Annotated in this window: 22 protein-coding genes and 3 pseudogenes; 7 read left to right on the plus strand and 18 right to left on the minus strand. The window is 71.5% G+C overall.

All coding sequences use genetic code 11. The features are described 5' to 3' along the window. Nucleotides 1-71 precede the first annotated feature (71 nt). The gene (locus LTT61_RS24270; protein ID WP_233016355.1) at nucleotides 72-1280 is read left to right on the plus strand and encodes a zinc-dependent alcohol dehydrogenase; all 1209 of its coding nucleotides are present in this window, start codon (nucleotides 72-74) and stop codon (nucleotides 1278-1280) included. 52 nt (nucleotides 1281-1332) lie between these two features. On the opposite strand, the gene LTT61_RS24275 is transcribed toward LTT61_RS24270, so the two are convergent. Together LTT61_RS24275 and kdgD are read right to left on the minus strand one after the other, a co-directional pair. After that, nucleotides 1333-2925, minus strand: a complete 1593-nt coding sequence (locus LTT61_RS24275; RefSeq protein ID WP_233016356.1) for an aldehyde dehydrogenase (NADP(+)) — start codon at nucleotides 2923-2925, stop codon at nucleotides 1333-1335. A 1-nt stretch (nucleotide 2926) separates the two neighbouring features. Continuing rightward, nucleotides 2927-3835: pseudogene (gene kdgD, locus LTT61_RS32995) on the minus strand (5-dehydro-4-deoxyglucarate dehydratase). A 74-nt stretch (nucleotides 3836-3909) separates the two neighbouring features. Here kdgD and LTT61_RS24285 point away from each other — a divergent pair. The 3 genes and pseudogenes from LTT61_RS24285 to LTT61_RS24295 form a co-directional block, all read left to right on the plus strand. Then, nucleotides 3910-4815: a LysR substrate-binding domain-containing protein gene (locus tag LTT61_RS24285; protein WP_233016357.1), complete on the plus strand. Its 906-nt coding sequence runs from the start codon at nucleotides 3910-3912 to the stop codon at nucleotides 4813-4815. A gap of 110 nt (nucleotides 4816-4925) precedes the next feature. Next, nucleotides 4926-5840: pseudogene (locus LTT61_RS24290) on the plus strand (MFS transporter); the annotation flags it as partial. A 39-nt stretch (nucleotides 5841-5879) separates the two neighbouring features. Further along, nucleotides 5880-6788: pseudogene (locus tag LTT61_RS24295) on the plus strand (enolase C-terminal domain-like protein); the annotation flags it as partial. Nucleotides 6789-6792: 4 nt separating this feature from the next. On the opposite strand, the gene LTT61_RS24300 reads toward LTT61_RS24295, so the two are convergent. The 3 genes from LTT61_RS24300 to LTT61_RS24310 form a co-directional block, all read right to left on the minus strand. Beyond that, nucleotides 6793-7008 (minus strand): DUF4287 domain-containing protein, encoded by a 216-nt coding sequence (locus tag LTT61_RS24300; protein WP_233016358.1) that lies wholly within the window; start codon nucleotides 7006-7008, stop codon nucleotides 6793-6795. A gap of 57 nt (nucleotides 7009-7065) precedes the next feature. Then, entirely contained in the window at nucleotides 7066-7545 is a 480-nt protein-coding gene (locus LTT61_RS24305; protein WP_233016359.1) for a hypothetical protein, read from the minus strand. Between the two features lie 131 nt (nucleotides 7546-7676). Further along, on the minus strand, nucleotides 7677-8483 hold the full coding sequence (locus LTT61_RS24310; RefSeq protein WP_233016360.1) for an SDR family NAD(P)-dependent oxidoreductase: 807 nt from the start codon (nucleotides 8481-8483) through the stop codon (nucleotides 7677-7679). A 114-nt stretch (nucleotides 8484-8597) separates the two neighbouring features. On the opposite strand from LTT61_RS24310, the gene LTT61_RS24315 reads away from it, so the two are divergent. Then, nucleotides 8598-9734 carry a mechanosensitive ion channel family protein gene (locus tag LTT61_RS24315; protein WP_233016361.1) on the plus strand — a complete coding sequence of 379 codons (1137 nt, stop codon included), beginning with the start codon at nucleotides 8598-8600 and terminating at the stop codon, nucleotides 9732-9734. Between the two features lie 89 nt (nucleotides 9735-9823). On the opposite strand, the gene LTT61_RS24320 is transcribed toward LTT61_RS24315, so the two are convergent. From LTT61_RS24320 to LTT61_RS24375, 12 genes are all read right to left on the minus strand, one after another. Next, the gene (locus LTT61_RS24320) at nucleotides 9824-10693 is read right to left on the minus strand and encodes an LLM class F420-dependent oxidoreductase (protein ID WP_233016362.1); all 870 of its coding nucleotides are present in this window, start codon (nucleotides 10691-10693) and stop codon (nucleotides 9824-9826) included. 42 nt (nucleotides 10694-10735) lie between these two features. Further along, a complete protein-coding gene (locus LTT61_RS24325; protein WP_233016363.1) occupies nucleotides 10736-11893 on the minus strand; it encodes a serpin family protein in 1158 nt (385 codons plus the stop codon). 178 nt (nucleotides 11894-12071) lie between these two features. Continuing rightward, on the minus strand, nucleotides 12072-15200 hold the full coding sequence (locus LTT61_RS24330) for a helicase HerA domain-containing protein (protein WP_233016364.1): 3129 nt from the start codon (nucleotides 15198-15200) through the stop codon (nucleotides 12072-12074). Continuing rightward, nucleotides 15197-15802: a hypothetical protein gene (locus LTT61_RS24335; protein WP_233016365.1), complete on the minus strand. Its 606-nt coding sequence runs from the start codon at nucleotides 15800-15802 to the stop codon at nucleotides 15197-15199. Before LTT61_RS24335 ends, LTT61_RS24330 begins: the two co-directional genes overlap by 4 nt. Before the next feature lie 22 nt (nucleotides 15803-15824). Then, nucleotides 15825-16796 carry a hypothetical protein gene (locus LTT61_RS24340; RefSeq protein ID WP_233016366.1) on the minus strand — a complete coding sequence of 324 codons (972 nt, stop codon included), beginning with the start codon at nucleotides 16794-16796 and terminating at the stop codon, nucleotides 15825-15827. A gap of 3 nt (nucleotides 16797-16799) precedes the next feature. Then, nucleotides 16800-17336: a DUF4365 domain-containing protein gene (locus LTT61_RS24345; RefSeq protein ID WP_233016367.1), complete on the minus strand. Its 537-nt coding sequence runs from the start codon at nucleotides 17334-17336 to the stop codon at nucleotides 16800-16802. Nucleotides 17337-17414: 78 nt separating this feature from the next. Further along, nucleotides 17415-18293, minus strand: coding sequence for an SDR family NAD(P)-dependent oxidoreductase (locus tag LTT61_RS24350; RefSeq protein ID WP_233016368.1), 879 nt, complete (start codon nucleotides 18291-18293; stop codon nucleotides 17415-17417). Nucleotides 18294-18474: 181 nt separating this feature from the next. Then, nucleotides 18475-18897 (minus strand): hypothetical protein, encoded by a 423-nt coding sequence (locus tag LTT61_RS24355; protein ID WP_233021172.1) that lies wholly within the window; start codon nucleotides 18895-18897, stop codon nucleotides 18475-18477. 68 nt (nucleotides 18898-18965) lie between these two features. After that, nucleotides 18966-19229 (minus strand): hypothetical protein, encoded by a 264-nt coding sequence (locus tag LTT61_RS24360; protein WP_233016369.1) that lies wholly within the window; start codon nucleotides 19227-19229, stop codon nucleotides 18966-18968. Beyond that, nucleotides 19226-20626 carry a hypothetical protein gene (locus LTT61_RS24365; RefSeq protein WP_233016370.1) on the minus strand — a complete coding sequence of 467 codons (1401 nt, stop codon included), beginning with the start codon at nucleotides 20624-20626 and terminating at the stop codon, nucleotides 19226-19228. The genes LTT61_RS24360 and LTT61_RS24365 overlap by 4 nt, the downstream gene beginning before the upstream one ends. Then, nucleotides 20614-20913 (minus strand): WXG100 family type VII secretion target, encoded by a 300-nt coding sequence (locus LTT61_RS24370; protein WP_233016371.1) that lies wholly within the window; start codon nucleotides 20911-20913, stop codon nucleotides 20614-20616. The genes LTT61_RS24365 and LTT61_RS24370 overlap by 13 nt, the downstream gene beginning before the upstream one ends. 3 nt (nucleotides 20914-20916) lie before the next feature. Beyond that, complete coding sequence (locus LTT61_RS24375) at nucleotides 20917-21228, minus strand: WXG100 family type VII secretion target (protein WP_233016372.1); 312 nt, start codon at nucleotides 21226-21228, stop codon at nucleotides 20917-20919. A 133-nt stretch (nucleotides 21229-21361) separates the two neighbouring features. Here LTT61_RS24375 and LTT61_RS24380 point away from each other — a divergent pair, with 133 nt between their 5' ends. Continuing rightward, complete coding sequence (locus tag LTT61_RS24380) at nucleotides 21362-22207, plus strand: helix-turn-helix transcriptional regulator (protein WP_332909202.1); 846 nt, start codon at nucleotides 21362-21364, stop codon at nucleotides 22205-22207. 9 nt (nucleotides 22208-22216) lie between these two features. After that, nucleotides 22217-23707, plus strand: coding sequence for an MFS transporter (locus LTT61_RS24385; protein WP_233016374.1), 1491 nt, complete (start codon nucleotides 22217-22219; stop codon nucleotides 23705-23707). On the opposite strand, the gene LTT61_RS24390 is transcribed toward LTT61_RS24385, so the two are convergent. After that, nucleotides 23695-24906 carry a cytochrome P450 family protein gene (locus LTT61_RS24390; RefSeq protein WP_233016375.1) on the minus strand — a complete coding sequence of 404 codons (1212 nt, stop codon included), beginning with the start codon at nucleotides 24904-24906 and terminating at the stop codon, nucleotides 23695-23697. The two genes, LTT61_RS24385 and LTT61_RS24390, sit on opposite strands and share 13 nt — an antisense overlap. Nucleotides 24907-24919 lie beyond the last annotated feature (13 nt).

The following is a 24919-nucleotide window of genomic DNA, read 5'->3' on the forward strand; positions in this document are numbered from 1 at the left end:
GGCCGGGGCCCTGTTTTCGTCTCCGGACCTCGGGTAGCCGCACCCCGACCTACCGAGCAGAGGAGAACGACGTGAAAGCAGTCGTCTGGCACGACGTCGGTGACATCCGCCTCGACGAGGTGAGCGACCCGAAGATCCAGGAGCCGACCGACGCGATCGTGCGGATCACCACCTCCGCCATCTGCGGCACCGACCTGCACCTGGTGCGCGGCACCATGCCCGGGCTGCTGCCGGGCACCGTGCTCGGGCACGAGGCGGTCGGGGTGGTCGAGGAGACCGGCTCCGCGGTGCGCGGTTTCGCGAAGGGCGACCGGGTGGTGGTGTGCTCCACCATCGCCTGCGGCCACTGCGGCTACTGCCGGGCCGGCTACTACGCGCAGTGCGATGTCGCCAATCCGAACGGCCCGCAGGCGGGCACCAGCTTCTTCGGCGGCCCCGAGGGCACCGGCCCGGTCGACGGGCTGCAGGCCGAGTACGCGCGGATCCCGTACGCCGCGACCACCCTGGTCAAGGTGCCGGACGCGGTCACCGACGAGCAGGCCATCATGGTCTCCGACGTGCTGCCGACCGGCTGGTTCGGCGCGAAGCTGGCGCAGGTCACGCAGGGTGACACGGTGCTGGTGTTCGGCGCCGGGGTGGTCGGGCAGTGCGCGATCGCCTCGGCGAAGCGGCAGGGGGCGTCCCGGGTGCTGGTGGTGGACGGCCTCGCCGACCGGCTGGAGATCGCCCGCTCGCAGAACGCCGAGCCGATCGACTTCAACGCCGAGGACCCGGTGGCCGCGGTGCGCGAGCTGACCGGCGGAATCGGCGTCGACCGGGTGATCGACGCGGTCGGCGTCGACGCCCAGCGCCCGAAGTCCGGCCCGGCGGAAGCGAACCTGCCGGTGGACGCCGATACCTTCGAGGCCGAGCGCAGCCAGGCGGCACCCGAAGGCAATACCGGCGAAGGTCAGTGGCTGGCGGGTGACGGCCCGAGCCTGGTGCTGCGCTGGGCCGCCGACGCCGTCGCCAAGGCGGGCAGCATCGGCATCATCGGGGTGTACCCGCCGGACTTCGACGCCTTCCCGGTCGGCGCGACGGTGAACAGGAATCTCACAGTCCAGGGCGGCAACTGCAACCACCGCCGCTACATCCCCGGCCTGCTCGGCCGGGTCGCGCGCGGCGACATCGACCCCACCCGCTTCATCACCCAGCGCATCGAGACGGTCGCCGCCATCGATGCCTACCGGGAGTTCGACCTGCGCCACGACGGCTGGCTGAAAACCGTGGTGAACGTCTAGGAAGCAACGACGCGCGCCCGGCCGGGCAGCCGGGCGCGCATCGCGGTGCTGATCATTCCCTGGTGAGGGAGCCGTCCACCCGCCGCCAGATGCCGAGCGGGTTCGCCGCGCGGATTTCGTCGGCGAGCAGGGCATCGGGCACGTTCTGGTAGGCGACCGGGCGCAGGAAGCGCTCGATGGCCAGGCTGCCGACCGAGGTGGTGGCGGGGGCGCTGGTGGCGGGGAAGGGGCCGCCGTGCACGACCGCGTGCCCGACCTCGACGCCGGTGGGCCAGCCGTCGAAGAGCACCCGGCCCGCCACCAGCTCCAGCTCCTCCAGCAGGGCGGCGGCCTGCTCGCGGTCGCCCGCCGCGGCGTGCACGGTGGCGGTGAGCTGCCCCTCCAGCTCGGCGGCGAGCGCGGGCAGCCGGTCGGCGCCCGCCACCCGGACCACGAGCGAGGACGGGCCGAAGACCTCGTCGCGCAGCGCCGGATCGGCGGCGAAGCGCTCCGCGTCGGTGACGAACAGGTGCGGAACGCCGGTGCAGGTATCGCTCGCGTCGGTGCCGGAGGCCGCGATGGTGACTCCCGCGCTCCCGGTCAGCCTGCGCACGCCGCTGGCGAAGGCGGAGGCGATGCCGGTGTTCAGCATGGGTGCGGCGGCCGCCCCGCCGACCGCGGCGCTCGCCGCGGCCACGAACTCGTCCGCGCCCGGCCCGTCGGCCAGGAAGACCAGCCCCGGGCTGGTGCAGAGCTGGCCGACGCCGGTGGTCAACGAGGCGACGAACTCCGCGCCGAGCTGCGCGCCGCGCTCGGCGAGCGCAGCGGGCAGCACGAAGACCGGGTTCACGCTGGACATCTCGGCGAAGACCGGGATCGGCACCGGCCGCGCCGCCGCGGCCGCGACCAGGGCGAGCCCGCCCTGCCGCGACCCGGTGAAGCCGACCGCGGCGATCCGCGGGTGCCGCACCAGCGCCAGCCCCGGCTCGACGCCGCCGTGCACCAGCGAGCAGGTGCCCTCCGGAAGCCCGTTGGCCCGCACCGCGTTCCGGATCGCGCGGCCGACCAGCTCCGAGGTGCCCGGGTGCGCGGGATGCGCCTTGACGACCACCGGGGCGCCCGCGGCGAGCGCGGAGGCGGTGTCGCCGCCCGCCACCGAGAAGGCCAGCGGGAAGTTGCTCGCCGCGAAGACCGCGACCGGGCCCAGCGGCACCCGGCGCTGCCGCAGGTCCGGCTTGGGCAGCGGGCTGCGCGCGGGGTCGGGGGTGTCCAGCCGGGCGCCGGTCCAGCTGCCCTCGCGTACAACGGCGGCGAAGAGCCGCAGCTGGCCGGTGGTCCGGCCGAGCTCGCCGCGCACCCGCGGCTCGGGCAGCCCGGTCTCGGCCATGACCCGCTCGAGCAGCTGGTCGCCGAGCGCCTCGAGCTCGGCGGCGATGCTCTCCAGGAAGGTCGCGCGCTGCTCGAGGCCGGTGCGGCGGTAGAGCTTGAAGGCTCGGTGCGCGAGTTCGGCGGCCCACGCGACGTCCGCGTCGGTCGACGGCCGGAAGACCGGGTCCAGCGTGGCGCCGGTCGCCGGATTCACGGCGCGGAATGGCGTGCCCCCGCCGGGTACGTCGGCATTGCCGATCAGCGCGGCGCCGGTCAGGAGTGTTTCGGTGGTGGTCAAATCAGCTCACCCGCTTCACGAGATCGGCCAGCTCGGCCAGTTCCACGTCGTCCAGGTCGGTCAGCGGGCTGCGCACGGGGCCGGCCGGGCGGTCGACCACCGTCATGCCCGCCTCGATGATGCTCACCGCGTACCCGGATCTCCGGTTGCGCAGCTCGCAGTAGGGGATCACGAAGTCGTTCAGCGCGTTCCGCACGAACTCGGTGTCGTTCGCGCGCACCGCCCGGTAGAAGGCGAGCGCGAACTCCGGCACGAAGTTGTAGATGGCCGAGGAGTAGGTGGTGACGCCGAGCGCCAGGTACGGCAGTGCGAAGAGCTCCGCGGTCGGCCCACATAGGTGAGCCGCTCGCCGACCCGGGCGAAGATCCTGGTCATCTGCTCGATATCGCCGACGCCGTCCTTGAAGCCGACCAGGTTCGGGCAGCTGTCGGCCAGCTCGGCGACGGCCACGTCGGAGAAGACGGCATTGGCCCGCGAGTAGATGGTGACCCCGAGCTCGGTGGCCGCGCACACCCGTTTCACGTGCTCGACCAAGCCCCTCCTGGCTCGCCTCGGTGAGGTAGGGCGGCAGCAGCAGGAGGCCGTGCGCCCCTGCCCGCTCGGCCGAGCGGGCCATCTCGACGGCGGTGGCGGTGCCGTAGCCGGCCGGTGCGATCACCGGAAGCCCGGCGGGCGCCTCCCGCACGGCGGCGGTGACGACCTGCTCGACCTCGCCGGGGGTCAGCGAGAAGAACTCGCCGGTGCCGCCCGCGGCGAAGAGCCCGGCGGCGTCGAACTGCCCGAGCCAGGCGATGTTCTCCCGGTACGCGGCCTCGTCGAACGAGCCATCGGCGCGGAAGTGGGTGACGGGGAACGAGAGCAGGCCCGAGCCGAGCTGCGCGGCGATCTCCTGCGGCGATGTGGTGGTCATGACCTCACGGTAGGAGCACCTATGATTCACGTCCAACACTGTTTTCCTCTCTATCAATACAAGGTCGGTATCGAGTGTTCACCTTCGTCCAGCTCACCCACTTCGTCGCGGTGGCCGAGGAGCTGCACTTCGGCCGCGCCGCCGAGCGGCTGCGGATGACCCAGCCGCCGCTCAGCAGGCAGATCCAGCTGCTGGAGCGGGAGGTCGGCGCGGAGCTCTTCGACCGCTCCAACCGCACCGTCCGGCTGACCAGGGCCGGCCGCGCCTTCCTCGTCGACGCCCGCAGGCTGCTACAGCAGGCCGAGCGCGCGGCGCTGGCGGTGCGCCGGGTCTCGGACGGCACCGGCGGCGTGCTCCGGGTCGGCTTCACCGGCGCCAGCGTGCACTCCGGGCTGCCGCTCGTCCTCGGCACCACCCGCGAGCTGCTGCCCGACGTCGACGTGGAGCTGCGCGAACTGGTGACGATGGACCAGGTCGAGGCGCTCTCCGAGGGCTCGCTCGACCTCGGGCTGGTCCGCCCGCCGATCGCCAGGCCGGACCTCGCCACCCGGACCTTCGTGCGCGAGGGGCTGGTGCTGGCGCTGCCCGCCGGGCACCCGCTGGCCGAATCCGGTGAGCCGGTGCCGCTGACCGCGCTGCACGGGGTCGAGATGGTGATGCACGCGCCGGTCGAGGCCCGCTACTTCCATCAGCTGGTGACCAGCGTGCTGCACGACGCGGGGGTGATTCCGCTGGTCACCCAGTACATGACCCAGGTGCACAGCCTGCTCGCGCTGGTGAACCTGGGCTGGGGCGTCGCGCTGGTGCCGGAGTCGGTGACCGGGATGCACTTCGACAACGTGGTCTACCGCGAGCTGCCCGGGGTCGCCGCGCGGGTCGAGCTGGAGCTGATCTGGCGGCAGGGCAACGAGAACCCGGCGCTGGCCCGGCTGCTGGCCGAGCTCAGGCACGATACCTTTCCTGTATCGATTCACACATAATTAGTGTTGGACGCGCATCGCGGACGATGTCGTTCACTCGGCCGATATCGGCGGACCTGGACACCGCGGTCGCCAAGTTCTTCCGCCGCGTCGTCCCGCTGTTCATCGTGATGTTGATCTGCAACCAGATCAACCGCTCCAATATCGGCTACGCCAGGGAGTACCTGGAGGCGGATGTCGGCATCGGCGCCGCCGAGGCCGGCTTCTTCCCCGCCGTGATCTTCTACCTCGCCAAGTGGCTGCCGAACTCGCACCGCGGCCGGGCCACCGCGCTCTTCGTCGCCGGGTCGTCGGTGGCGGCCGCGATCTCCGGGCCGCTCTCCGGCCCGCTGCTCTCACTGCACGGCGCGGGCGGGCTGCACGGCTGGCAGTGGATGTTCGGCATCGAGGGGCTGTTCTCGGTGGTCGTCGGCTGCGTCGCCTACTTCTTCCTCGACTCCAAGATCTCCGACGCCACGTGGCTGACCGCGGGCGAGCAGCGCGCGCTCACCGAGACCATCGGGGCCGAGGAGGTGCGGAAGGCCGCCGACTCCGGCGTCTCGCACCGCGGTTCGCGCTGGAAGATGCTGCTCGACCCGAAGCTCATCCTGCTCTGCTGGATCTACTTCGCCATCCAGCTCTCGATCTACGCCAACACCTTCTGGCTGCCGTCCATCGTGCGCCGGATCGGCGGGCTCACCGACATCACCGTCGGGCTGCTCTCCTCGCTGCCCTGGATCTGCGCGGTGTTCGCCATGTACCTCTCCTCCCGGGTCGGCGACCGGACCGGGAACCGTAGGCCGCTGCTGATCATCGCGCTGCTCACCGCCGCCGCGGGCACCTACCTCGCGGCGATCGCCTCACCCTGGCTCGCCCTGGTCTTCCTCTGCGTCGCCGCCATGGGCTTCAAGAGCGCGAGCCCGCTGTTCTGGTCGATCCCGCAGTCCGGGCTGCACCCGCTGGTGCTGGCCCCGGCGATCGCCATCATCAACTCGCTCGGCAACCTCGGCGGCTTCGTCGCGCCGTACGGCTTCGGGCTGATCAAGTCGGCGACCGGCGAGGTCACCTGGGGGCTCTACGCCCTGGCCGCCGCCTACCTCTTCTTCGTCGGCGACCGGGAGCGCACCGACCTGCCGTACCGCTCGGCCGCCGACGAGCCCGCCGACGCCGACGCCTGGAGCAGGCTCCGGCACGCCGAGGCGCTCACGCCGGATGCCGTCGTCGCGCTGGCCAGGGCGGCCGGGGAGCGCTACGGTTTCCGCGACTTCAAGCTCGAGGGCGGGGTGCTGCCCGCCCGCGAGGAGGCGGCCGCGGTGCGCGCGCTGGCCGCGGAGTTCCCGGAGGCGCGGGTCACGCTCGACCCGAACGGCGGCTGGCTGCTGACCGAGGCGATCGAGATCGGCCGCGAGCTCAGGGACGTGCTCGCCTACGCCGAGGATCCGGTCGGGCCGGAGGGCGGCTTCTCCGGGCGCGAGGTGATGGCCGAGTTCAAGCGGGCCACCGGGCTGCCGACCGCCACCAACATGATCGCCACCGACTGGCGCGAGCTCGGCCACACCGTCCGGGCGGGCGCGGTCGACATCCCGCTGGCCGACCCGCACTTCTGGACCATGGCCGGTTCGGTGCGGGTGGCCCAGCTCTGCGACGCGTTGGGCCTCACCTGGGGTTCGCACTCGAACAACCACTTCGACGTCTCGCTGGCCATGTTCACCCACGTCGCGGCCGCCGCGCCGGGCAGCATCACCGCCATCGACACGCACTGGATCTGGCAGGACGGCCAGCGCGTCACCCGCGAGCCCTACCGCATCGCCGACGGCTCGCTGACCCTCCCGGACCGCCCCGGCCTCGGCGTCGAGCTCGACGAGGAGCGCGTCGCCGCCGCCAACGAGCTGTACCTGCGCGCGGGGCTCGGTGACCGCGACGACGCGGCCACCATGCAGTACCTGGTGCCCGGGTGGAGCTTCGACAGCAAGCGCCCCGCGCTGGTGCGCTGAGCCGTCAGCTCGCCCACTTCTCCGGGTTCAGGTGGTGGGCGGCGAGCGCGGTGGCGTGGCCGTGGCCGAGCCCGTGCTCGCTCTTCAACCAGTCGACCAGCGGCTTCTGCTTGTCGTGGCCCGCGGCGGCGATGATCGCCAGCCACTCGGGGATGCTGCGGCCGTACTTCGCCTCGATGGAGGGGAAGTAGGAGGCCGGGCCCTTTGGCTTGTCGGTCATGTCGAACTCCTTCTCGCGGATCGCTTCGTCAACGGTGACGGGGCGGCGGGAGGGAATTCATCGCAGCGGGTAGGCCAGGGCGAGGAAGGCGTGCACGGTGCGGAGGAGTTCCCGACCGAGGGCGCGGTCGTCGTCGTGCGCGGGGAGCGCGAGCGACCAGCGGGTGAGGGTCTGCTCGGCCTCGGTGGCGAGGTGCAGCAGGGGGAGGCGGTCGGGCCCGAGGCCGAGGACTACCAGGCGGGCGCAGCGGTCGGCGATGTCGAGGACGGCGAGCAGCTCGGCGGGGACCGCGGTGCCGGAGTGCGCCCCCGCCAGCGCGGCGGCGCCGTGGCAGCGCTGCGCCACCTCGCCGAGCGCCGCCGCGAGCCGAGCCGAATCCGGCGCGACGAGGTTGGCGCGAACCGTCGATACCGCGGCCTCGATACCGCGCAGCCGGAGCCGGATCATCCGCGGATCGCGATCCGCGTCGAACTCGGCGCGAGCGGCGGCGATCGAGGTCGCGGCTGCTCGGACCCCGATGCTGGTCGCTGCGGTCATCCGCCCCGCCTTCCGTTCGACCCGGCCTTCCTGAACAGCCGCCCAGGAAGGAATCGGACGTAACATACTCCCGGTCCAGCTGACCCGCCACCTGGCTTTATATGGAACGGCGATTCACATGTTCCGGCGGTTCAGACCGCTTTACGCAACCCCGCGTCGACCAGCAGATCGGCCCCGGTGGTGCTGGCCGAGCGCGGCGAGCAGAGCAGCACGACGGCGTCCGCGATCTCCTGCGGATCGATCAGCCGCCCGGTCGTGAGCGCCATCATGGCCGCCGCGCCGCCGCCGAGCACGGCGTCCCGATCCGAGCCGGTGGCCGCGGCGATCACCTCAGCGGCCCCGCCCGGCTCGGTCCACCAGGGCGTCAGCACCGGGCCCGGCGAGACCGTGTTCACCCGGATGCCCCGCGGCCCGTACTCCTCGGAGAGCGCCTTGGTGAGGTTGTTGATCCCGGCCTTGGCCACCCCGTAGTCGACATTGATCGCGCTCGGCACGTGCGCGTGCGTCGAGGAGATGTTGACGATCGCGCCGCCGCCGCGGGCCAGCATGAGCGGCACCGCCGCGCGGACCGCCCGCACCGTCGCCATCACGTTGAAGTCGAACATGGCGAGCCAGTCGGCATCGTCCAGCGCGGTGAAGGAGAAGCGCGGGAGCACCGCGCCCGGCGGCGGGCCACCGGCATTGTTGACCAGCACGTCGACCCCGCCGAAGAGCTCGGCCGCGCGCTCGATCGCGCGGGCGGGGCCGTCCGGGGTGGCCAGGTCGGCGGCGACGTGCGCCAGCCGGTCGCCGGTGAGTTCGGTCAGCTCGGGGGTCGGGCGGCGGGAGACCGCGACCACCAGCGCGCCCTCGGCGCGCAGCGTGCGCGCGGTGGCGAGCCCGATGCCCTTCGACGCCCCGGTGACCACCGCGACCTTGTCCTGCAACAGAAGATCCATGCGGGAAGCCTCGCCCGTGTCGCCCTCCGGTGCTGGCGGCTTCCGGCCCTCGCGCTGGGCGGGTGGCGCGGATCGCACCCCGAGTGAGCCCGCGGCGCGTGGGTAGCCTGTCGGGTGGACCGCACCGAACGACTACACGACAAGGAGTTCTACGCCTTGGAGGACGTCATCCGGCCGCTCATCGTCTTCGGCGTCACCGTCGTGATCACCGTGCTCGCCGGGCTGGTCATGGACCGCCTGCTGCGGTACAGCGCGACGCAACGCCCGGACAACCGATTGCCGCTCCTGCTGCGGCGCCTGCAGTTACCGGTGCAGGTGCTGCTCGGAACGGTGGCCCTGCACCTCACGTACCCCCTCGCGGAACTGCATCTGAAGCAGGACGCGATGATTCGCAACATCCTCGCCACGATGGCCGTCATGGCCCTGGCCTGGACCGTCATCCGCTTCGCCGACGCGGTCGCGGAGAACACCCTCTCGGCCTACTCGCACCGCACCCAGGACATCGCCAGGGTGCGGCAGCTGCGCACCCAGCTCGGGCTGGTGCGCCGGATCATCACCTCGATCCTGGTGGTCACCACCGCTGCGGTGGCGATCCTGCTGCTCTTCCCGACCATGCGCACGCTCGGCACCTCGCTGCTCGCCTCGGCGGGCGTGATCGGCATCATCGCCGGTGTCGCCGCGCAATCCACGCTGAGCAACCTGGTGGCCGGGCTGCAGATCGCCTTCGGCGACTCGGTCAAGATCGGCGACACCGTGGTGGTCGAGGGGGAGATGGGCACGGTCGAGGAGATCACCCTCGCCTTCCTCACCGTGCGGATCTGGGACGACCGCAGGCTGACCATGCCGGTCTCGTACTTCAACAACATGCCGTACGAGAACTGGTCGCGCGGGGGGTCGCAGATCACCGGGACGGTGTTCCTGCACCTCGATCACTGCACCCCGATCGACGAGCTGCGCGACCATCTGCGGGAGTACCTGAAGCAGCGCCCGGATTGGGACGGCCGCAACTGGAATCTGCTGGTCACCGACAGCACGCCGACCAATATCGTGGTGCGCGCGTCGATGTCGGCCGCCGATTCCGACGATGTCTGGACGCTGCGCTGCGCGGTGCGCGAGGAGCTCATCGGCTGGCTCGGTGAGCACCACCCGCGGGCGCTGCCCAAGGTGGCGACCGCGGTGATCGGGGGCGGCGAATTCGAGATGCCGTCGGCGGAGAAGCGGATGCTCGACGGGGTCGGGGCGGGCCGCTGATCAGGGCCGGGTAGCGGGCTGCTTCCGAGCCCAGGCGGGGCGGTGCCACGCGGGCGAGCCGGCATTCCCAGGCTCGCCCGCGACCCGTTTCAGCCCAGTTCGGCGAGCTGCGGGACGACCGGCGCCAGGCTGTCGATCCACGCCGCGGGCGAGCCGGGCGGCGGCATGACGATGGCCTGGTGCACGCCGATCTTCGCGTAGTCGGCCAGCCCGCGGACGAAGCCGTCGTGATCGTCCGGGTTCGGCGAACCCGCCATCACGGTCACCCGGATCTCGGCGAAATCCCGGCCGACGGTGTCGCAGTGCCCGCGCAGCACGTCGAGCTTGTGCTCGACATCGGCGGCCGAGGTGCCGAACAGGTTGCAGCGGTCGGCGTACTGCGCCACCAGCCGCAGCGTCTTCTTCTCGCCGCCGCCGCCGATCAGCACCGGCGGCGTGCGCAGCGGCTGCGGCGCGCACAGCGTCTCCGCGAGCTGGTAGTGCTTGCCCTCGAACGGCCCGTTGTTCGCCGGGTCCCACATCTGCTTCGCGATCCGCAGCGCCTCCTCGAGCCGCTCGAACCGCTCCGCGATCGGCGGGTACGGCACGCCGAGGCCGAGGTGCTCGCGCTCGAACCAGGCCGCGCCGATGCCGAGCACCGCCCGCCCGCCGGAGAGCACGTCCAGCGTGCTGACGATCTTGGCGAGCAGCCCCGGGTGCCGGTAGGTGACCCCGGTGACGAGCAGCCCGAGGTCGATGGTGCTGGTGTGCGCGGCCAGGTAGCCGAGGGTGGTGTAGCCCTCGAGCATGTTCGCCTCGGCGGGCAGCCCGGTCGGCTCGATCTGGAAGAAGTGGTCCATGAAGGAGAGCCAGGTCGCGCCGGACTCCTCCGCGGCCCGGCCGACCGCGGCCAGCTCACCGGCGATGGCCGCGGGCCCGCCGTCGATGTCGAAGATGGGAACGTGGATGCCGAGCTGCATGAACCCTCCTGGGTGTCGGTGACGAACTCGGTACCGACGCTATTACCTGGAGTGCACTCCAGGGCAAGCCGACACCCAGCCCGCCACCACCGCGAGCCCGCCGGCCCGGTGCACGAGCAGGAAACCGAAGGGGCGGTCGAACCGCACCCGCAGCGCGGTCGTCGTGCGCTTCGGCGGCCGCGCCGGCCCGGCCGACCCGGCCCGCATCCCGAAGGCGCTGACCGCCGCCGCCGTGAAGCCGGTCGCGCCGAACTCCGCGAGCACGTCCTGCGCCCCCTGCTGCACCGCGAGCGGCTCCGGCGAGAGGCCGGGGAAGTGCCCGCGGGCCGGGTCGAGCGCCGCGCGCAGCCCGAACAGCTCCGGCCGCTCGAGCAGGTCGTGCTGCGAGCGGACCAGGAAACTCGGCAGCTCGACCCGCAGCGAATCCTGCTGCCGGTGGCCGTACACCTCTTCCCTGGTGAGCCCGGGGCCGTCGGCATCCAGCCCGGTGCGCACCGGGACCGCGTCGGCGAGCGCGGCGATTCCCGCGCCGAGCACCGCGCCGGGCCGCTCCGGGCCGAGCAGCAGGTGCACGTCGGCGTCGCCGATGCCCTCGACCACCAGCCGCGTCACCGGCGTCTCGGCGTCGAGCACCGCGATGTCGGTGACCCACGGGACCGTGCGGGTGAGCCCCGCCGCCCGCTGCCCGCGCCACGGGCCATCCTCCGGGGTGAGCGTGGTCTTCTGGAATTCGCTGCGCCACCGCAGGTCAGCGGCGAGCGCGGTGGCCAGTACCAGCAGCGTGCCCCGGTCGACGGTGAGCGGGAAGCGCTCGATCAGCCCCTTCGTGTAGCGGCGGGCCCAGTCGTCGAGCGCCTGCTGCCCGGTGAGCGGCGCGACCGTCCCCGCGGGCACCGACGCGCGCCACTCCGGGCGCAGCGGCAGCCCGTCGCGCACCCAGAAGCCGAGCGCGGCGGAGAGGTCGTCCGAGTTCGCCAGCAGCTCCAGCAGCCGCAGCCCGCCCGCGTGCGCTTCCGCCGCCGGAATGCCGAGCGCGGCCTCCAGCTCGGTGCGCGCAGGCCCATCGGCAGCGCCGGTGAGCAGCGCGAGCAGCGGCCACACCCCCGCGCCGGAGAGCACGAAATCGCCGGACCCGGCGGCGGCGGCCCAGCGCGCGGTCAGCGCGTTGGCGGCGGTGGACTCCGGTGAGTTGGTGCGCACGGCACCAGGATACGAAGCACCGCTATTCTCCCGGCATGCCCGACCCGGTGCCCGCGGCCCGCGCCCGCTCGATTGCTTCGTCGCCGACGAGATGAGCGCCGCCTCGGTGCCCGAGTTCGCGGGTCTCGCCGAATGTGGTTCGGCGGGGAGGTGGAGGTGCAGTTTCCGTTCTGAGGGGTCAGGGGCGGGTGGTGCGGGCTCGGGCCAGGACTTCGTCCTCGGTGAGGGCGCTGGGTGGGTGGTGGCTCAGGCACATGGGCACCGCGAGCCGGGCGAAGCCGGCGCCCTCGGTGGTGCCGTAGAAAGCGCCCGCGCCGAGCCGGGCGATGTCGTCCACCTGGCCGCCCTTCGCCCTGGCCAGCTCCGTGGCGGCCTGGATCTGGACGGGTGCGTTCAACCTGCCGAAGAACTGGGTGGCGGCATTGCCGGTGACCCGGTTGTCCAGCGCCTTCGGCGCCTGCGTCGCGTACACCATGCCGAGCCCGTACTTGCGCGCCTGCGCCGCCAGTTGCAGCGTGCTCTCGCTGGAGACCACGGTCTTGCCCTGCGGGACGAAGGTCTGCGCCTCGTCCAGCACCAGCAGCCCGCCGAGCGGGCGGTCCCCCGCCGGATTGCGCTTGATCCAGGCGAAGAGCGCCAGCTGGAGCTGGTTCACGAAGGTCTGCCGCTGCTCGTCCACCGGGAGCCCGATGCAGCTGATCACCGAGATCCTGGCCCGCTTGCCCGGGCGCGGCGTGAGCAGCATGCCGGGGTCGAGCCGGGTGCCCGCGCCGCCGAAGACCGGGTCGTTGATGGTGGCGGCGGCGAGTTCGTCGGCGATGCCGCTCGCCAGCTTGGCCGCGTCCCGGATGGTGCTGACCCCGTCGGGCAGGTCGCCGAGGAGGTCGACGAACCCGCCGAGGTCGCTGCCGCCGTCTCTGGCGAACTTCGTCAGGGCCTGGATCAGCACCGCCTTCCCGGTCGCGGTGCGGCGGCCGGTGAGCCCGGTGCGGGGGAGCAGGCCGGCCACCGATGCGTCGATCGCGATGCGGAACTCGTCCTGGTCGTCCAGGACGCCTGCCAGGTCCGGGAGCGGGTTCAGCGCGATCGGGTTGCCGGTCTCGCGGCGGGGTGTCCAGATCACCACGTCGGTGTCGTCCAGGTAGCGCTCGGCGCGGGCGGCGTCACCCTCGATCCAGCTCGGCGGTGGGGTGGGCCAGGCGTCGCCGAGGCGGGCCAGGTCGTTGTTGGTGTCGATCAAGATGGAGGAGACGCCGTGCAGTGCGGCCTCTTCCACCAGGCGGCGGAGGAGGACGGTCTTGCCGGAGCCGCTGCCGGCGAAGACAGCGGTGTGTTTGCGCAGGAGGACGAGTGGGGTGCGCAGGTCTTTGCCGGTCTGGGTCTTGCGGCCGAGGAGCACGGTGGGCTCGTCCGGGTTGTCCGGCTCGACCGGGTTTCTGGTTCCCGACGGGTCAATCACCGGCGGGGCGGGTGTCAGTTCTTTTCGGTCCGGTAGGTCGGGCCTCCGGGCGCCGGCGTCCGGTGCATGGTGACCGTTTCCCGGCTCGCCGAAGATCCGCAGGAACAGCTCGGTATGGCTGGCCGGGCGCCGCGCCGCCAACCACCCCGCCAACCCGGGTGCGCGCTCGGCGAGCAGCGTCTCCAGCGCGGTGAAGGTCTTGAGATCGGCGGCCGAGATCGGCATCGCGACCCCTTGCGCCGCTTCGAAGTCGGCGAGCGTGGTCGTGGTGACCGGCCCGGTGGAGAAGGTGGAGTTGCGCAGCACCACCAGGTGGCGCTTGGCCGCGTTCGGCTGGATCCCCGCCTCCAGCGAGGCCGAGCGCAGCCGGGCCAGCACGGCGCGGTGGTGGCTGTGCGCGATGGCGCGGAAGCTCCAGTGCTCCTCGTCCTCGCTGGCCTCGTCCAGGGTGCGGCGGAGGCGGGCGTGCAGGGCGGGGGAGACGGTGCGGTCCGGGTCGATGGTGAGTTCCTGGCTGCCCCGGTTCTGCTCCAGTACGTAGCACTGCAGGGCCGCGTTGAGCAGCGCGACCATGCGCTCGTCCTCGAACCGGGGGTCGAGCGGGCTGATCACGTCGGCGGACTCGTGGAGTGCGGTGAAGCGGGCGTCGAACGCGCCCAGTTCGGTCCGGTCCGCCGCGGGAGCCACTGCCGGTTCGGCTACGGCGCCGAAATCATCCAGCTCGACGACGGTGTCGCGTGCGAGGCATTGGGCCACGTGCTTCTCCAGTTGCTGGAGCAGCCTGCGGGGGGTGAAGTGCACCACCGGGAGGCGCTCGAACGCGGCGGGAAGCACCGGCCAGGTGGGGTACGGCGGCTCGAAGCCGATCTCGCCGTAGAGCGCGCCCAGGTGCCGCTCCACGATCGCCCTGGCGACATCGGCACCGGGCATGGTGGTGGAGAGATTCAGCTTGGTGAACCGGTCGGCGGCCGAATTCACCGCGCGATTGCTGATCAACAACCAGGAATTCGGAATGCACGCCGCGACGATCACGGTGCGCGTGGTCTCCTCGCGCATCCGCATCAGCCCGTCGGCGAGCCGGTTGGCCAGCCCGTCTTCGTCGTTCTGGTCGGACTGGGCGATGACGGTGTCGAGCTGGTCGATGGCGAGCACCACCGGCCCGGCGAGGGCGAAGATCCGGCACAGGTCGTGGAAGAGCAGCTGCGACGGCTTGCCGCGCTGTCGGAATCCCCACTCCTGCCGAGCCGATTCCTCGATGCCGTCGTCCAGGGTGAGGTAAGCGAGACCGATTTCGCGCAGCGGCCCACGCGCCCGGTAGAGCACCAGCGCGCGGAGGGTGTCGGCGCACTCGGTGGCCACCTGGATGTCGAGATCCTCGATGCGCGCGACGAAGTCCTTCAGATGTGGAGGCTGCACCTCGAGGTTGCCGCGCAGCCGCATGGTGAGCTCTTTGTCGCAACCGGTGCGTTCGGCCAGCTCTCCGAGGAGCCAGCCCAGCCGTCCGCCCTCGGCGAGCAGCCGCGAGACGATGCCGTGCACCGCACCGGCCCAGAACGACGCGCCGTCGATCAGCTTGGGCATGAAGAAGGCGCCGCCCGCCTCCTCGACCAGCTCGCGCAGCCAGCCGAGCATGTGGGTCTTGCCGACACCGCGTTCGCCGTGGAGTACCAGGCCGGTCGGCGAACGCCGCGGGTGGTCGGCCGCCCGTCGCACCGCCCGCTCGATCTGCGCGGCAGCCTTCGGATGCAGGCCGTCCACGTGATGGCTCAGCGGACTCCAGATCTCGTCCGGAGTGAGCGCGCTGCTGAACTGGATCGAGGCGAGGGCGTGGTACTGCTCCTCGTTCACCGGGCGGCTTCGATGGTGAGCAGATGCCGGGACGTACCGCCGAGTTCCACCGCGGCATCGTGGTCCCGGTCGGTCAGCGTCTTCTGATCGGCCTCGGACCGTACGTGTATTCCGTCCCGGCGTGCCAATTGCTCGATGGCCACGTCGAATTCGCTCCGCGACACGTCGGTCAACCGCTCGCGCAGTACGGCGAGCCGGATCGGTTGATCTCCGCCCTTGGTGACCGCCGCATACGCCGCCACCACGCGGCTCGGCACGTCCGGCCGAAAGATCTCGGCAACCACCTGTCCGGTGCCGTCCAGATGCCTGCGCAACCCGGCGAGCACCGAGTACAGTGCCCCACCCGCGGGGCCGGAGCGGGCGGGGCGCGTGGCGCTCATCTCGTCGGCACACCACACCGCTCCCCGATCGGTGAGCTCGTGCGCATACGTCCGCCCGACCTTCGTGCTCGCGATCAACGCGAGCGCGTTCAACTGCTCCCGCTGCGGCCGCTCCAACCGCAACCCGGCGAGCCCGTACAGCTCGGCATTGGTGAGCTCCCTCGCCTCGGCCAGCAGGACGAGCAGGACGCAGCGCTGGGTGAGGGTCAACCGGTCGGACATGCGGGTTCCGTTCTGTCGGGAGTCAGGGGTGGTCGAGCACGGTGAAACCGCCGGGTGCGGCGGCGATGCCGCGGGTGCGGCCGTCGGTGACGGTGCCCTCGGCGCGCACGGACCGGCCGTCCCGGTGTGCGGCGAGGGCGCGTTCGTAGTCGGTCTCGGTGCGGAGCCGGACCGGGACGGTGCGGCGGCGTCCGGTGGCGGTGCCGTCCAGTTCGAGCACGCCGCGCACCCGGATCAGCCTGCGCTCGCCCTCTTCGTCGTCGAAGAGACCGGTGACCGGTCCGGAGACGACGGCGGTCGCGGATTCGGCGACGGTGGCGGCGGCGTGGATGCGCGCGCCCGCGCCGGCCGGGAAGGCGACCACCTCGTGCGGGCGCGGGTCCAGCGGCGACCATCGGAAGGCCAGCTCGAAGGCGCGGGCGCGCCCGGTTCCGGCCAGGTCGGCGACGGCGAGGCAGATCGGCTCCGGCACGCCGTCGGGGGCGGTGCCGGTGTCGGCTGCCCGCCGCACCGCGGTGCAGGTGCGCAGCAGCCGGAGCACGGTGCCGCGGCCGCCGTCGGCGGGGAGGACCAGGTCGACGCCGAAGAGTTCGTCGCCGACGGCGATCCGGGCGCGGTCGAGGAGGGTGTCGGCGGAGCCGTCGTCGCCGAGGGCCTCCCGTGCCGAGTGCGCGAGCAGGTCGCGCACGGCCTGCACCGCGCGCAGCCCGGCGGGCACTGATTCGGTGGGCTCGGAGCCGCGGTAGCCGATCACGTCGAAGCGGACCCGGCCCAGGTCGCGCCAGACCGCGGCGGGCGTCCGCCGCTCGGCGTCGGCGACGCAGCGCGTGAGCTCCCTGAGCCGGGCGGCGCTGTCGGGTAACTCGAGCGCGGACGGGATCAGCACGTCGAATTCGTCCCGGCTCCAGACCTCGGCGCCCCGCCACTGCCCGGTGCCGGTCCAGCCGGTGGCGCGCAGGTAGCCGGTGATGTCGCCGATCGGCGGGATGGGCACCGGCTACCCCGCCGGTACCGCGGCGCTGCCGGTGACGAGGCCGCGCAGGCTCTCCACGGTCAACACGTTGCCCAGCGGAATCCGGACCCGGATGCTCTGCCTGGTGTCACCGACGGCGAGCGGCGGCTGCTCGCTCAGCGGCAGGTAATACCCGATAGTGCGGAGCAGCAGCCCCGCGCTGAGCACGGCGGCGTACTCACCGGTCGTCTTCGGCACGTGCACGACGAACAGGTACCGGGGCACGATCGACCCGGCCCCGGCCAGCCGGTTGTACTGCGGCTTGCTCAGCCCGTCGAAGGCCAGTGTCCCGTTCCCGATCAATGGCTTGCGCACGGTCTTGACCTGCACATCGATCCGCGGCGAGAACCCGCGCGGAGTGCGGCCCGGCAACTTCAGACACAGGTCGACCCCATCCAGATCCACATCGTCCTGCGCCCACAGCAACCCCGCCGCCGTGGCGAGCACCCGCACGTAGTCGGCACCGAACTTGCCCTGCTGGTTGTTCTGGTCGATCCCCTGTGCGCGGCTGGTGGCGAGCACCGGCATCCCCTCCCGACGGTCCGTCGAGAGACGGTAGCGATGCCGGGACCGCCGCGGTGTCGGTCGAAAAGGGGACAGCTATGCGACGACGTCCTCCAGCGCGGCGAACAGCTGCCGCTCGCGCTGCTCGTCGTAGGACTCGGGGGACGACCGCGCCTCGCGATCGCGATCGATGTACCCGCCGGTCGGGGCGGTGACCTTGCCGAGCAGCACCGCCGCCAGTTGTGCTCCCGCCGTGGTCATGTCGGTGGCGAGCGGGGTGCGGGCGAGGGCGGGGAGCGCGCGCCGGGCGACGAGGCGTTCGAAGGCTCCGGCGTTGCGGGCGAGTCCGGTACCGGGCACGAAACCCGGGTTGTAGGAGACGATGTCGACGCCGACGGGCAAGCGGCGGGCCCACTCGTGCACGAGGTACTGCACGGCGAGTTTGCTGGTCGAGTAGGCGGTGCGGCCCGCCGCGGTGCTCGCCGGGCTGCGGAAGGCGGCGGGGCGGGTCAATCTGGCCGGGTCCTGCCAGACCGGGGCCGGGACCAGCCCGAGGTTGTGCCTGAGATCCCCGAAGTGGGTGTCGCTACCGGTGAGCACGATGCGCGCCGGGGCGGTGAAGCGCTTCTCCAGGAGCCGGAGCAGCAGGTGGTTGGCGAGCACGTTCACGGTGAAGGTGGCCTCGTAGCCGTCCTCGCCGGTGGTGGTCGCGTTCGTGTACTGGATGCCCGCGTTGCCCGCGAAGCCGTGCAGCGGGGGCAGGTCGCCGCTGTCGAGCAGGGCGGTGATCCGCTCGGCGGCGGTGCGGATGCTCGCGAGCGAGCGGAGGTCGGCGGGGATCGCCGTGGCGCGCGGGTCGACGGTGGCGGGGTCGCGGGCCAGGACCACGAGGCGCAGGTCGGGTTCGGTGAGCAGGTGTTCGGCGGCGATCCGGCCGATGCCGCCGGTCGCTCCGGTCATGACGAGGGTGTGCATGTGGCCAACCTTCGGCGCCCACCGGTCTCGCAACCAGGGCCCGGCGCAACGTACGGACCGCCGGTACCTAGGCTCGGCGCGACGCGCCCGGAAATCGGCCTGCGGCCGATCGCTCGGAGCTGGCGCCTACACCGGGTGGCCGCTTCAGCGGCATTGCCTATCAGGAGATTCCGACGCCCGGTCAGCGGGCATCGGTCCAGCCGTCGCGGTTTCTGCGTTCGAAGTAGGCATCATCGGCGGCCCGGATTTCCTCGTCCGAGAGTGATCGCCCGCGGTTATCGAGCGGTTGTCGCGCGTGCAGCCGTTGGATCTGGTCGTGAATACGGGGGTCGGCCGTGTTGAGCAGCCGGTCGACTTTGCTTTTCGCATCGGCCCGCGCCCTACGGTGGCAGTCGAGCAGCGCGGCGGTGAGTTGGTTGCTACTCGAGCGCATGGCGCCGGGGGCGATCCGGAGATCGGTGATGTCGCCGCCGGCGTCGACCTCGACGAGGACACCACGCCCGTCGCCCCGACCGCGCACGGCGGCGACGGCATCAGCCAGTCGGTCACCACTGCGACGGATCTCGGCGAGTTCCCGCTCGAGTCGGCGTTCCCATTCCTGCATATCGGTCACCGCTGCGCACCTTCCCCACCTGAACTGAACCGACCGAGTTCGAATCCATTCGCACGCAGTCATTCCCGACGCTGGATCACGGTACCGACGGTGACGATGGAACGCAGGTCGGAATCCAAGACGATCGTCGTCAGCCCGGGTCGGCTGTGCAGTTCGATCGATTTGATCGTCGTGATCGTCGACAGGTCGCCGTTCTGGATAGCCACTCGATCGCCGATATTGACCGGCTCGCCCGAGAGCACGCCGGTAACGAACATCCATCCGGCCCGGCTCGGAAGAACATCGACCCGCTCGACGACCAGTCGCGAAAGCTCTTCGGTCATGGTGTGTTCCTCCGCCAGGTCTCGACGAACGCATCCTCGGCCGCGTATGCCTCGTCCTCCAGGCCGCTTGTCATCGAATTGATCTTGCCCTCCGCGTATTGACGGACATGCACATTCTCATGGGCCAGCGTACGTACCAATGTCTCCGGATCCTGAAAGGATGCCGGTCCCAGCTGCACTCCCTGGGAGTCGGTCCTCGCTATAGCGCACTGGAAGTCGAGGTAGGAGATCGTATCGGCGTCGTCGAGGATCTCGATCTTCGCGCCGCGAAGGTCGATACCCGCCAATCGGGCGTATTCCTCGATCGTCTCCATAGTTCTGGGAAGACCGATATCGCCGTCCAACACTTCACGATTGGTCAACGCTCCGCCACGCGAGAACAGGGCGTTGGGGCCGCTGCGACCGAGGAACTTCGCCCGGGCTGCCTGTACCCACGACCGAACCTTGTCGACAAGCGGTTTCAATCGTTCGACGAGTGGCCTGACGACATCGGTGACGATCCTGGCTACCCGTGCCGCGAGCTCGCCGATGATCGTGGCGATCCGGCGGGCCTTGGCGGCTGTGCGGACGGCCAGCGCGGTGTTGCCGACCCATTCCGAAACTGTCGCCGTGACCGGTGCCAATGCCAAGAAGACCGCTTCCGCGGCGACAGTTTCGACGGCGATGTCTCTGAGTTCTTCGAGGATCCGAGAATGAGCGTCATCGAGATAGTGCGCGTACTCACCGCATGCGTCGCCCAGCGCCTGACAGGAGTCGGCCAACTCGTTCAGATCGGTTTGACGAGTGGTGCAGGTCTGTACCCCGATCTCGATCTCGGCGGACTGCTGATTTCTCAGCAGATCGACTGCGCTCGGGACCGTGCCGGCCACCGTCCGGAAATCCGACGAGGCCGTGTGCCACGCAGTCTTCGCGGAATTCAATTGGTCCTGATGCCCGTTGGGCCACGCCCACCCGACCAGATCCTTGATGAGCGACCACCCGAACGGCTCCGGCATACCGTCCCCCGCCGCCGAAGCCGCGGTCTCGGGCAGGCACGGGTCCACCGACAGCGACGGTGCCGGAGGATCCGGCAGTGCTCGAAGGCTGGCGGTCGCCTCGGCGACCTGATGGTTGTAGGCACCGACCACGATCAGGTCTCTGGTCTGCCCACACGCGGTGGTCAGATTCGACGAGGTCGACAGCGCGAGCTGGGCGGCTTCGTCGTAGCCTGCCGCCCACTGCTCACCGACGCTGTCGCTGCCTGCCATCCCCTGGTGTGCCGTCAGCACCCTGAACAATCCGGAGTGGGTGGTCATACAATCGGCGGATATCTGGCCGAATACTTCCCCGGCGGAGGTGTATTCGTCCGCCCGGCACACGATGATCGGCACCGTGGGCGTCGGGGTCACTGCGGCCACATCTCCACGTTGGTCTGGACCGCGGTGGTGTAACTCGTATGCGCGCGGCGGGCTACCGCACGCAATTCATCGAGGTTCTCCCGCATCTCCTCGGCCCCGGCCAGCCACCGATCATGCACGTCACGTTGTGCCTGTGCGGCTGGGCTCGACCACGACAGATGTAGCTCGGCAACCTTGGCGTCGACCTCCTGCAGCCACCCCTCGACCTCGGTGCCGAAGGCGGCCATCGTGGTGATCGCTTCATCGAGTTGTGTGAGATTCACCCGATAGCTGTTGTCGCCCGACATCCCCTACGCCTGCTCGCCGGCGCGATTGATCGCGTCACTGCTGGCGGAGTCGCGTGCTTCGTACTCGTCGGCCGCGACCAGTAGCTTCGTCGCGGACACCTCGAGGGCCGCGACGACCTCAGCGGCACCCTGCTTCCACTCCACCCACGACTCGTCGTAGACCGACGCAGCAATTCCCTGCCAACCATCCAACAACAATTCCCGCCCCACCGTCGCATCCAAGATCTGCAGCCTGTCCCTGATGACCTGGGCCCTCTCGGAGATGAACCGCGCCGCAGCACGCAGCTGGCCCACCTCGACCCGCAACTCGAACATGCCGCCCCCCTTGCGCAGTTCCCCCACTCATCATAAGACAGCCTCCGACACCGCTCGTCTGCCGATCCGGCCGGTCTTGGCAGCTATCGGTGGTACCCAGGCGTTCGCCCGAGGGCAGGCCAGAATGGGAGCCATGTCCTTCGGCCCACTGCTACACGCTTGGCGCGACCGGCTCGACCCGGCCGACGCCGGGCTGCCCGCGGGCAGGCGCCGGGCGCCGGGACTCAGGCGCGAGGAGCTTGCGCAGCTGGCGGGTATTTCGGTCGACTACGTGCTGCGGCTGGAGCAGGGGCGCGCGACCCGTCCGTCAGCGCAGGTGGTCGGGGCTCTGGCCCGCGCACTGCAACTCTCCCGCGCCGAGCGCGACGAACTCTTCCGCGCCGCCGGGCTGCTCCCGCCGCGCGACGGGACGATCGGCACCCACGTCCCGGCGGGGGTGCAGCGACTGGTCGCCCGGTTGGGCGACGTGCCGATCGGCGTCTTCACCGCCGCGTGGGACCTCGTCTCCTGGAACCCGCACTGGTCCGCATTGCACGGCGACCCCGCCCAGCTGCCGCCCGCCGAACGCAACCTGGCTCGGCTCCTCTTCGGCCCGTACGCGGCCGCCCTGCATCCCATGCGCTCCGAGCGCGGAACGGACGCCTTCGCCGCATCGATCGTGGCCGACCTCGGGGACGCCGCCGCCCGGTACCCGACCGACCCGCACCTCACCGGCCTGGTCCGCGACCTGCGCGCGGAATCGGCCGAGTTCGCCCGGCTCTGGGCGGCCCCGACCCCGCCGCAGCCGCACGCCAGCGAGCGCAAGACCATCACGCATCCCGAGGTCGGCGAGATCACCATGGACTGCGATGTGCTGCTGGTGCCCGGCGCCGACCTGCGACTGGTCACCTACACCGCGGCGGCGGGCTCGCCGGATGCGGGGAAACTCGAGCTGCTCCGTGTCACCGGTGGGCATACGGGCACCCCGCGCCGGGGCTAGGTTGGGCGGGTGGCAACCCCCGAGCTTCCCCGGCTGGCCTCGACCCCCGGCCGCTGGATCGTGCTCGCGACCGTGCTCGGCTCGTCGGTCGCCTCGCTGGACGCGACCGTCGTCAATATCGCGCTGCCGCGGATCGGCGAATCGCTGGATACCGATGTCGCCGGGTTGCAGTGGACGTTGAACGGCTACACGCTGACGCTGGCCTCGTTCATCCTGCTCGGCGGCTCGCTCGGGGACCGGCTCGGCAGGCGCCGGGTCTTCGTGTGGGGCGCGATCGCCTTCGGCATCACCTCGGTGCTCTGCGGCGCCGCGACCAGTATCGAGATGCTGGTGGCGGCGCGGATCCTGCAGGGCGTCGCGGGCGCCATGCTGACCCCGGGCAGCCTGGCGCTGATCTCGGCCTCGCTGGACCGCAGGGACCAGGGCGCGGCGATCGGGCTGTGGTCCGGGTTCGCCGGGGTCGCGGGGGCGCTCGGGCCGTTCCTCGGCGGCTGGCTGATCGACTTCGCGGGCTGGCGTTCGCTGTTCTTCCTGAACGTGCCGCTCACCCTGGTCGTGGTGCTGGTCGCGCGCAAACACGTGCCGGAGAGCCGCGATCCGGACGCCCCCGCCCGGCTGGACATCCCCGGCGCCTTCGTGATCGCGCTCGCGCTCGGCGCGCTGACCTTCGGGCTGATCGAGACCCAGCCGCTGCTGCTGGTCGCCGGGGTCGCGTTGCTCGCGGCGTTCGTGGTGATCGAGCTGCGCAGCGACCATCCGCTGGTGCCGCCACGGCTTTTCAACTCCCGGGTGTTCACCGCGGCCAACCTGGTGACGCTCGCGGTCTACGCCGCGCTCGGCGGCGTCTTCTTCCTGCTGGTGCTGCAGCTGCAGCTGGTCGCCGGGTACTCGCCGCTGCTCTCCGGCGCGGCGACGGTGCCGATCACGCTGATCATGCTGGCGCTCTCCGCACCGGCCGGACGCTGGGCGCAGCGCAACGGCGCGCGGCTGCCGATGACGGCGGGGCCGCTGCTCGCGGCCGCGGGGCTGCTGCTGCTCATGCGGATCGGCCCGGACAGCCCGTACCTGCGTGACGTGCTGCCCGGCGTGCTGGTCTTCGGGCTCGGGCTGGCGGCGCTGGTCGCGCCGCTCACCGGGGCGGTGCTCGGCGCGGTGCCCGCGGGGGAGGCGGGGATCGCCTCAGGGGTGAACAACGCGGTGGCGCGCACCGCGCAGCTGCTCGCGGTGGCGGCGCTGCCCGGGCTGGCCGGGCTCTCGAACGCGCTGGACGACCCGGTCGCGTTCGACCAGGGGTTCGGCCGGGCCATGGCGATCTGCGCCGGGCTGCTGGTCACCGGTTCGCTGCTGGCCGCCGTGCTGCTCCGGCCCAGGCACACCGCGAACCTGGACGGCGTCGATTGCATGCCGCAGTGCGCCGCCGCCACCGGACCGGCGCTGGCACCGGCCCGGAGCGGCGCCGATCGCCCGCCGGACGACCCGGGCGACGCTCAGCCCAGGTAGACCGGAAGCCGCTGGTGCCCGTTGGAGACGAAGCTGCCCATCGGCACCAGCTCCGCCGGGTCCACCGCGAAGCGCAGCTCGGGGAACCGCTCGAACAGCGCGGGCAGCGCGATCGACGCCTCCAGCCTGGCCAGCGGCGCGCCGATGCAGTGGTGCGCGCCGTGCCCGAAGGAGAGGTGCTCCTTGTTCGCCCGGTGCACGTCGAAGCGGGCCGCGGTGGCGCCGTGGATCTTCGGGTCCCGGCCCGCGCCCGCGTAGGAGGCGAGGATCGCGTCGCCCTGCCGGATCGTGGTGCCGTCGACCTCGATGTCGGAGACCGCGTAGCGCAGCGGCAGGTGCGCGACCGGGGCCTGCCAGCGCAGCGCCTCCTCGACCACCTCCGACCACGGCACCCGCCCGGCCAGCACCTCGGCCTTCTGCTCGGGGTGCGTGAGCAGCGCGGTGATCGCCTGGTCCAGCAGGTTCACCGTGGTCTCGTGGCCGGCGTTGATCACCAGCATGAGGGTGTCGACGAGCTCCTTCTCGGAGAGCCGGGAGCCGTCGTCGGCCCTGGTCGAGATGAGCACGCTGGTCACGTCGTCGCCGGGGTGTTCGGTCCGGTACGCGACGAGCTGGGCGACCAGGCCGTACATCTCGATGTAGTTGGCCTGCGCGGCCTCCGGGCCGAGCGAAGTGTCGAAGAAGCCGTCCACGCACTTGTGCAGCGGCCCGCCGAGCTCGGCGGGGACGCCGAGGATCTCGGTGATCACCGAGATCGGCACCGGGTAGGCGAAACTCGGCCGCAGGTCGGCGATCTCGCCCGTCGGGGTGGCCGCGAGCCGGTCCAGCAGCTCGGTGGTGATCTCGACGACGCGCTCGCGCATGCCGGTGCTGCGCCGGTGCGTGAAGGCGGGCGAGACCAGCGTGCGCAGCCGCCGGTGCTCGCTGCCGTAGGCGGTGAACATGTTCTCCGCGGCCACCCACGGGTGCAGCGGCCAGGACTCGTCGATCGCGCCCTCGCGGAACGCCGTCCAGTGCTGCCTCGGGTCCTTGGAGACCCGCGGGTCGGCGAGCAGGCTCTTCAGCGCCGCCGCGTCGGTGACCGACCAGGCGGGCACGCCGCCGGGCAGCAGCACCGGCGCGACCGCGCCGCCCGCCCGGATCCGCTCCGACTCGCCCTGGATATCCGCGCCGGTCAGGTCGAGCGCGATCGCGTTCATGGTCGGGAACTCC

This window comes from Nocardia asteroides (assembly GCF_021183625.1).
GTDB lineage: Bacteria > Actinomycetota > Actinomycetes > Mycobacteriales > Mycobacteriaceae > Nocardia > Nocardia asteroides_A.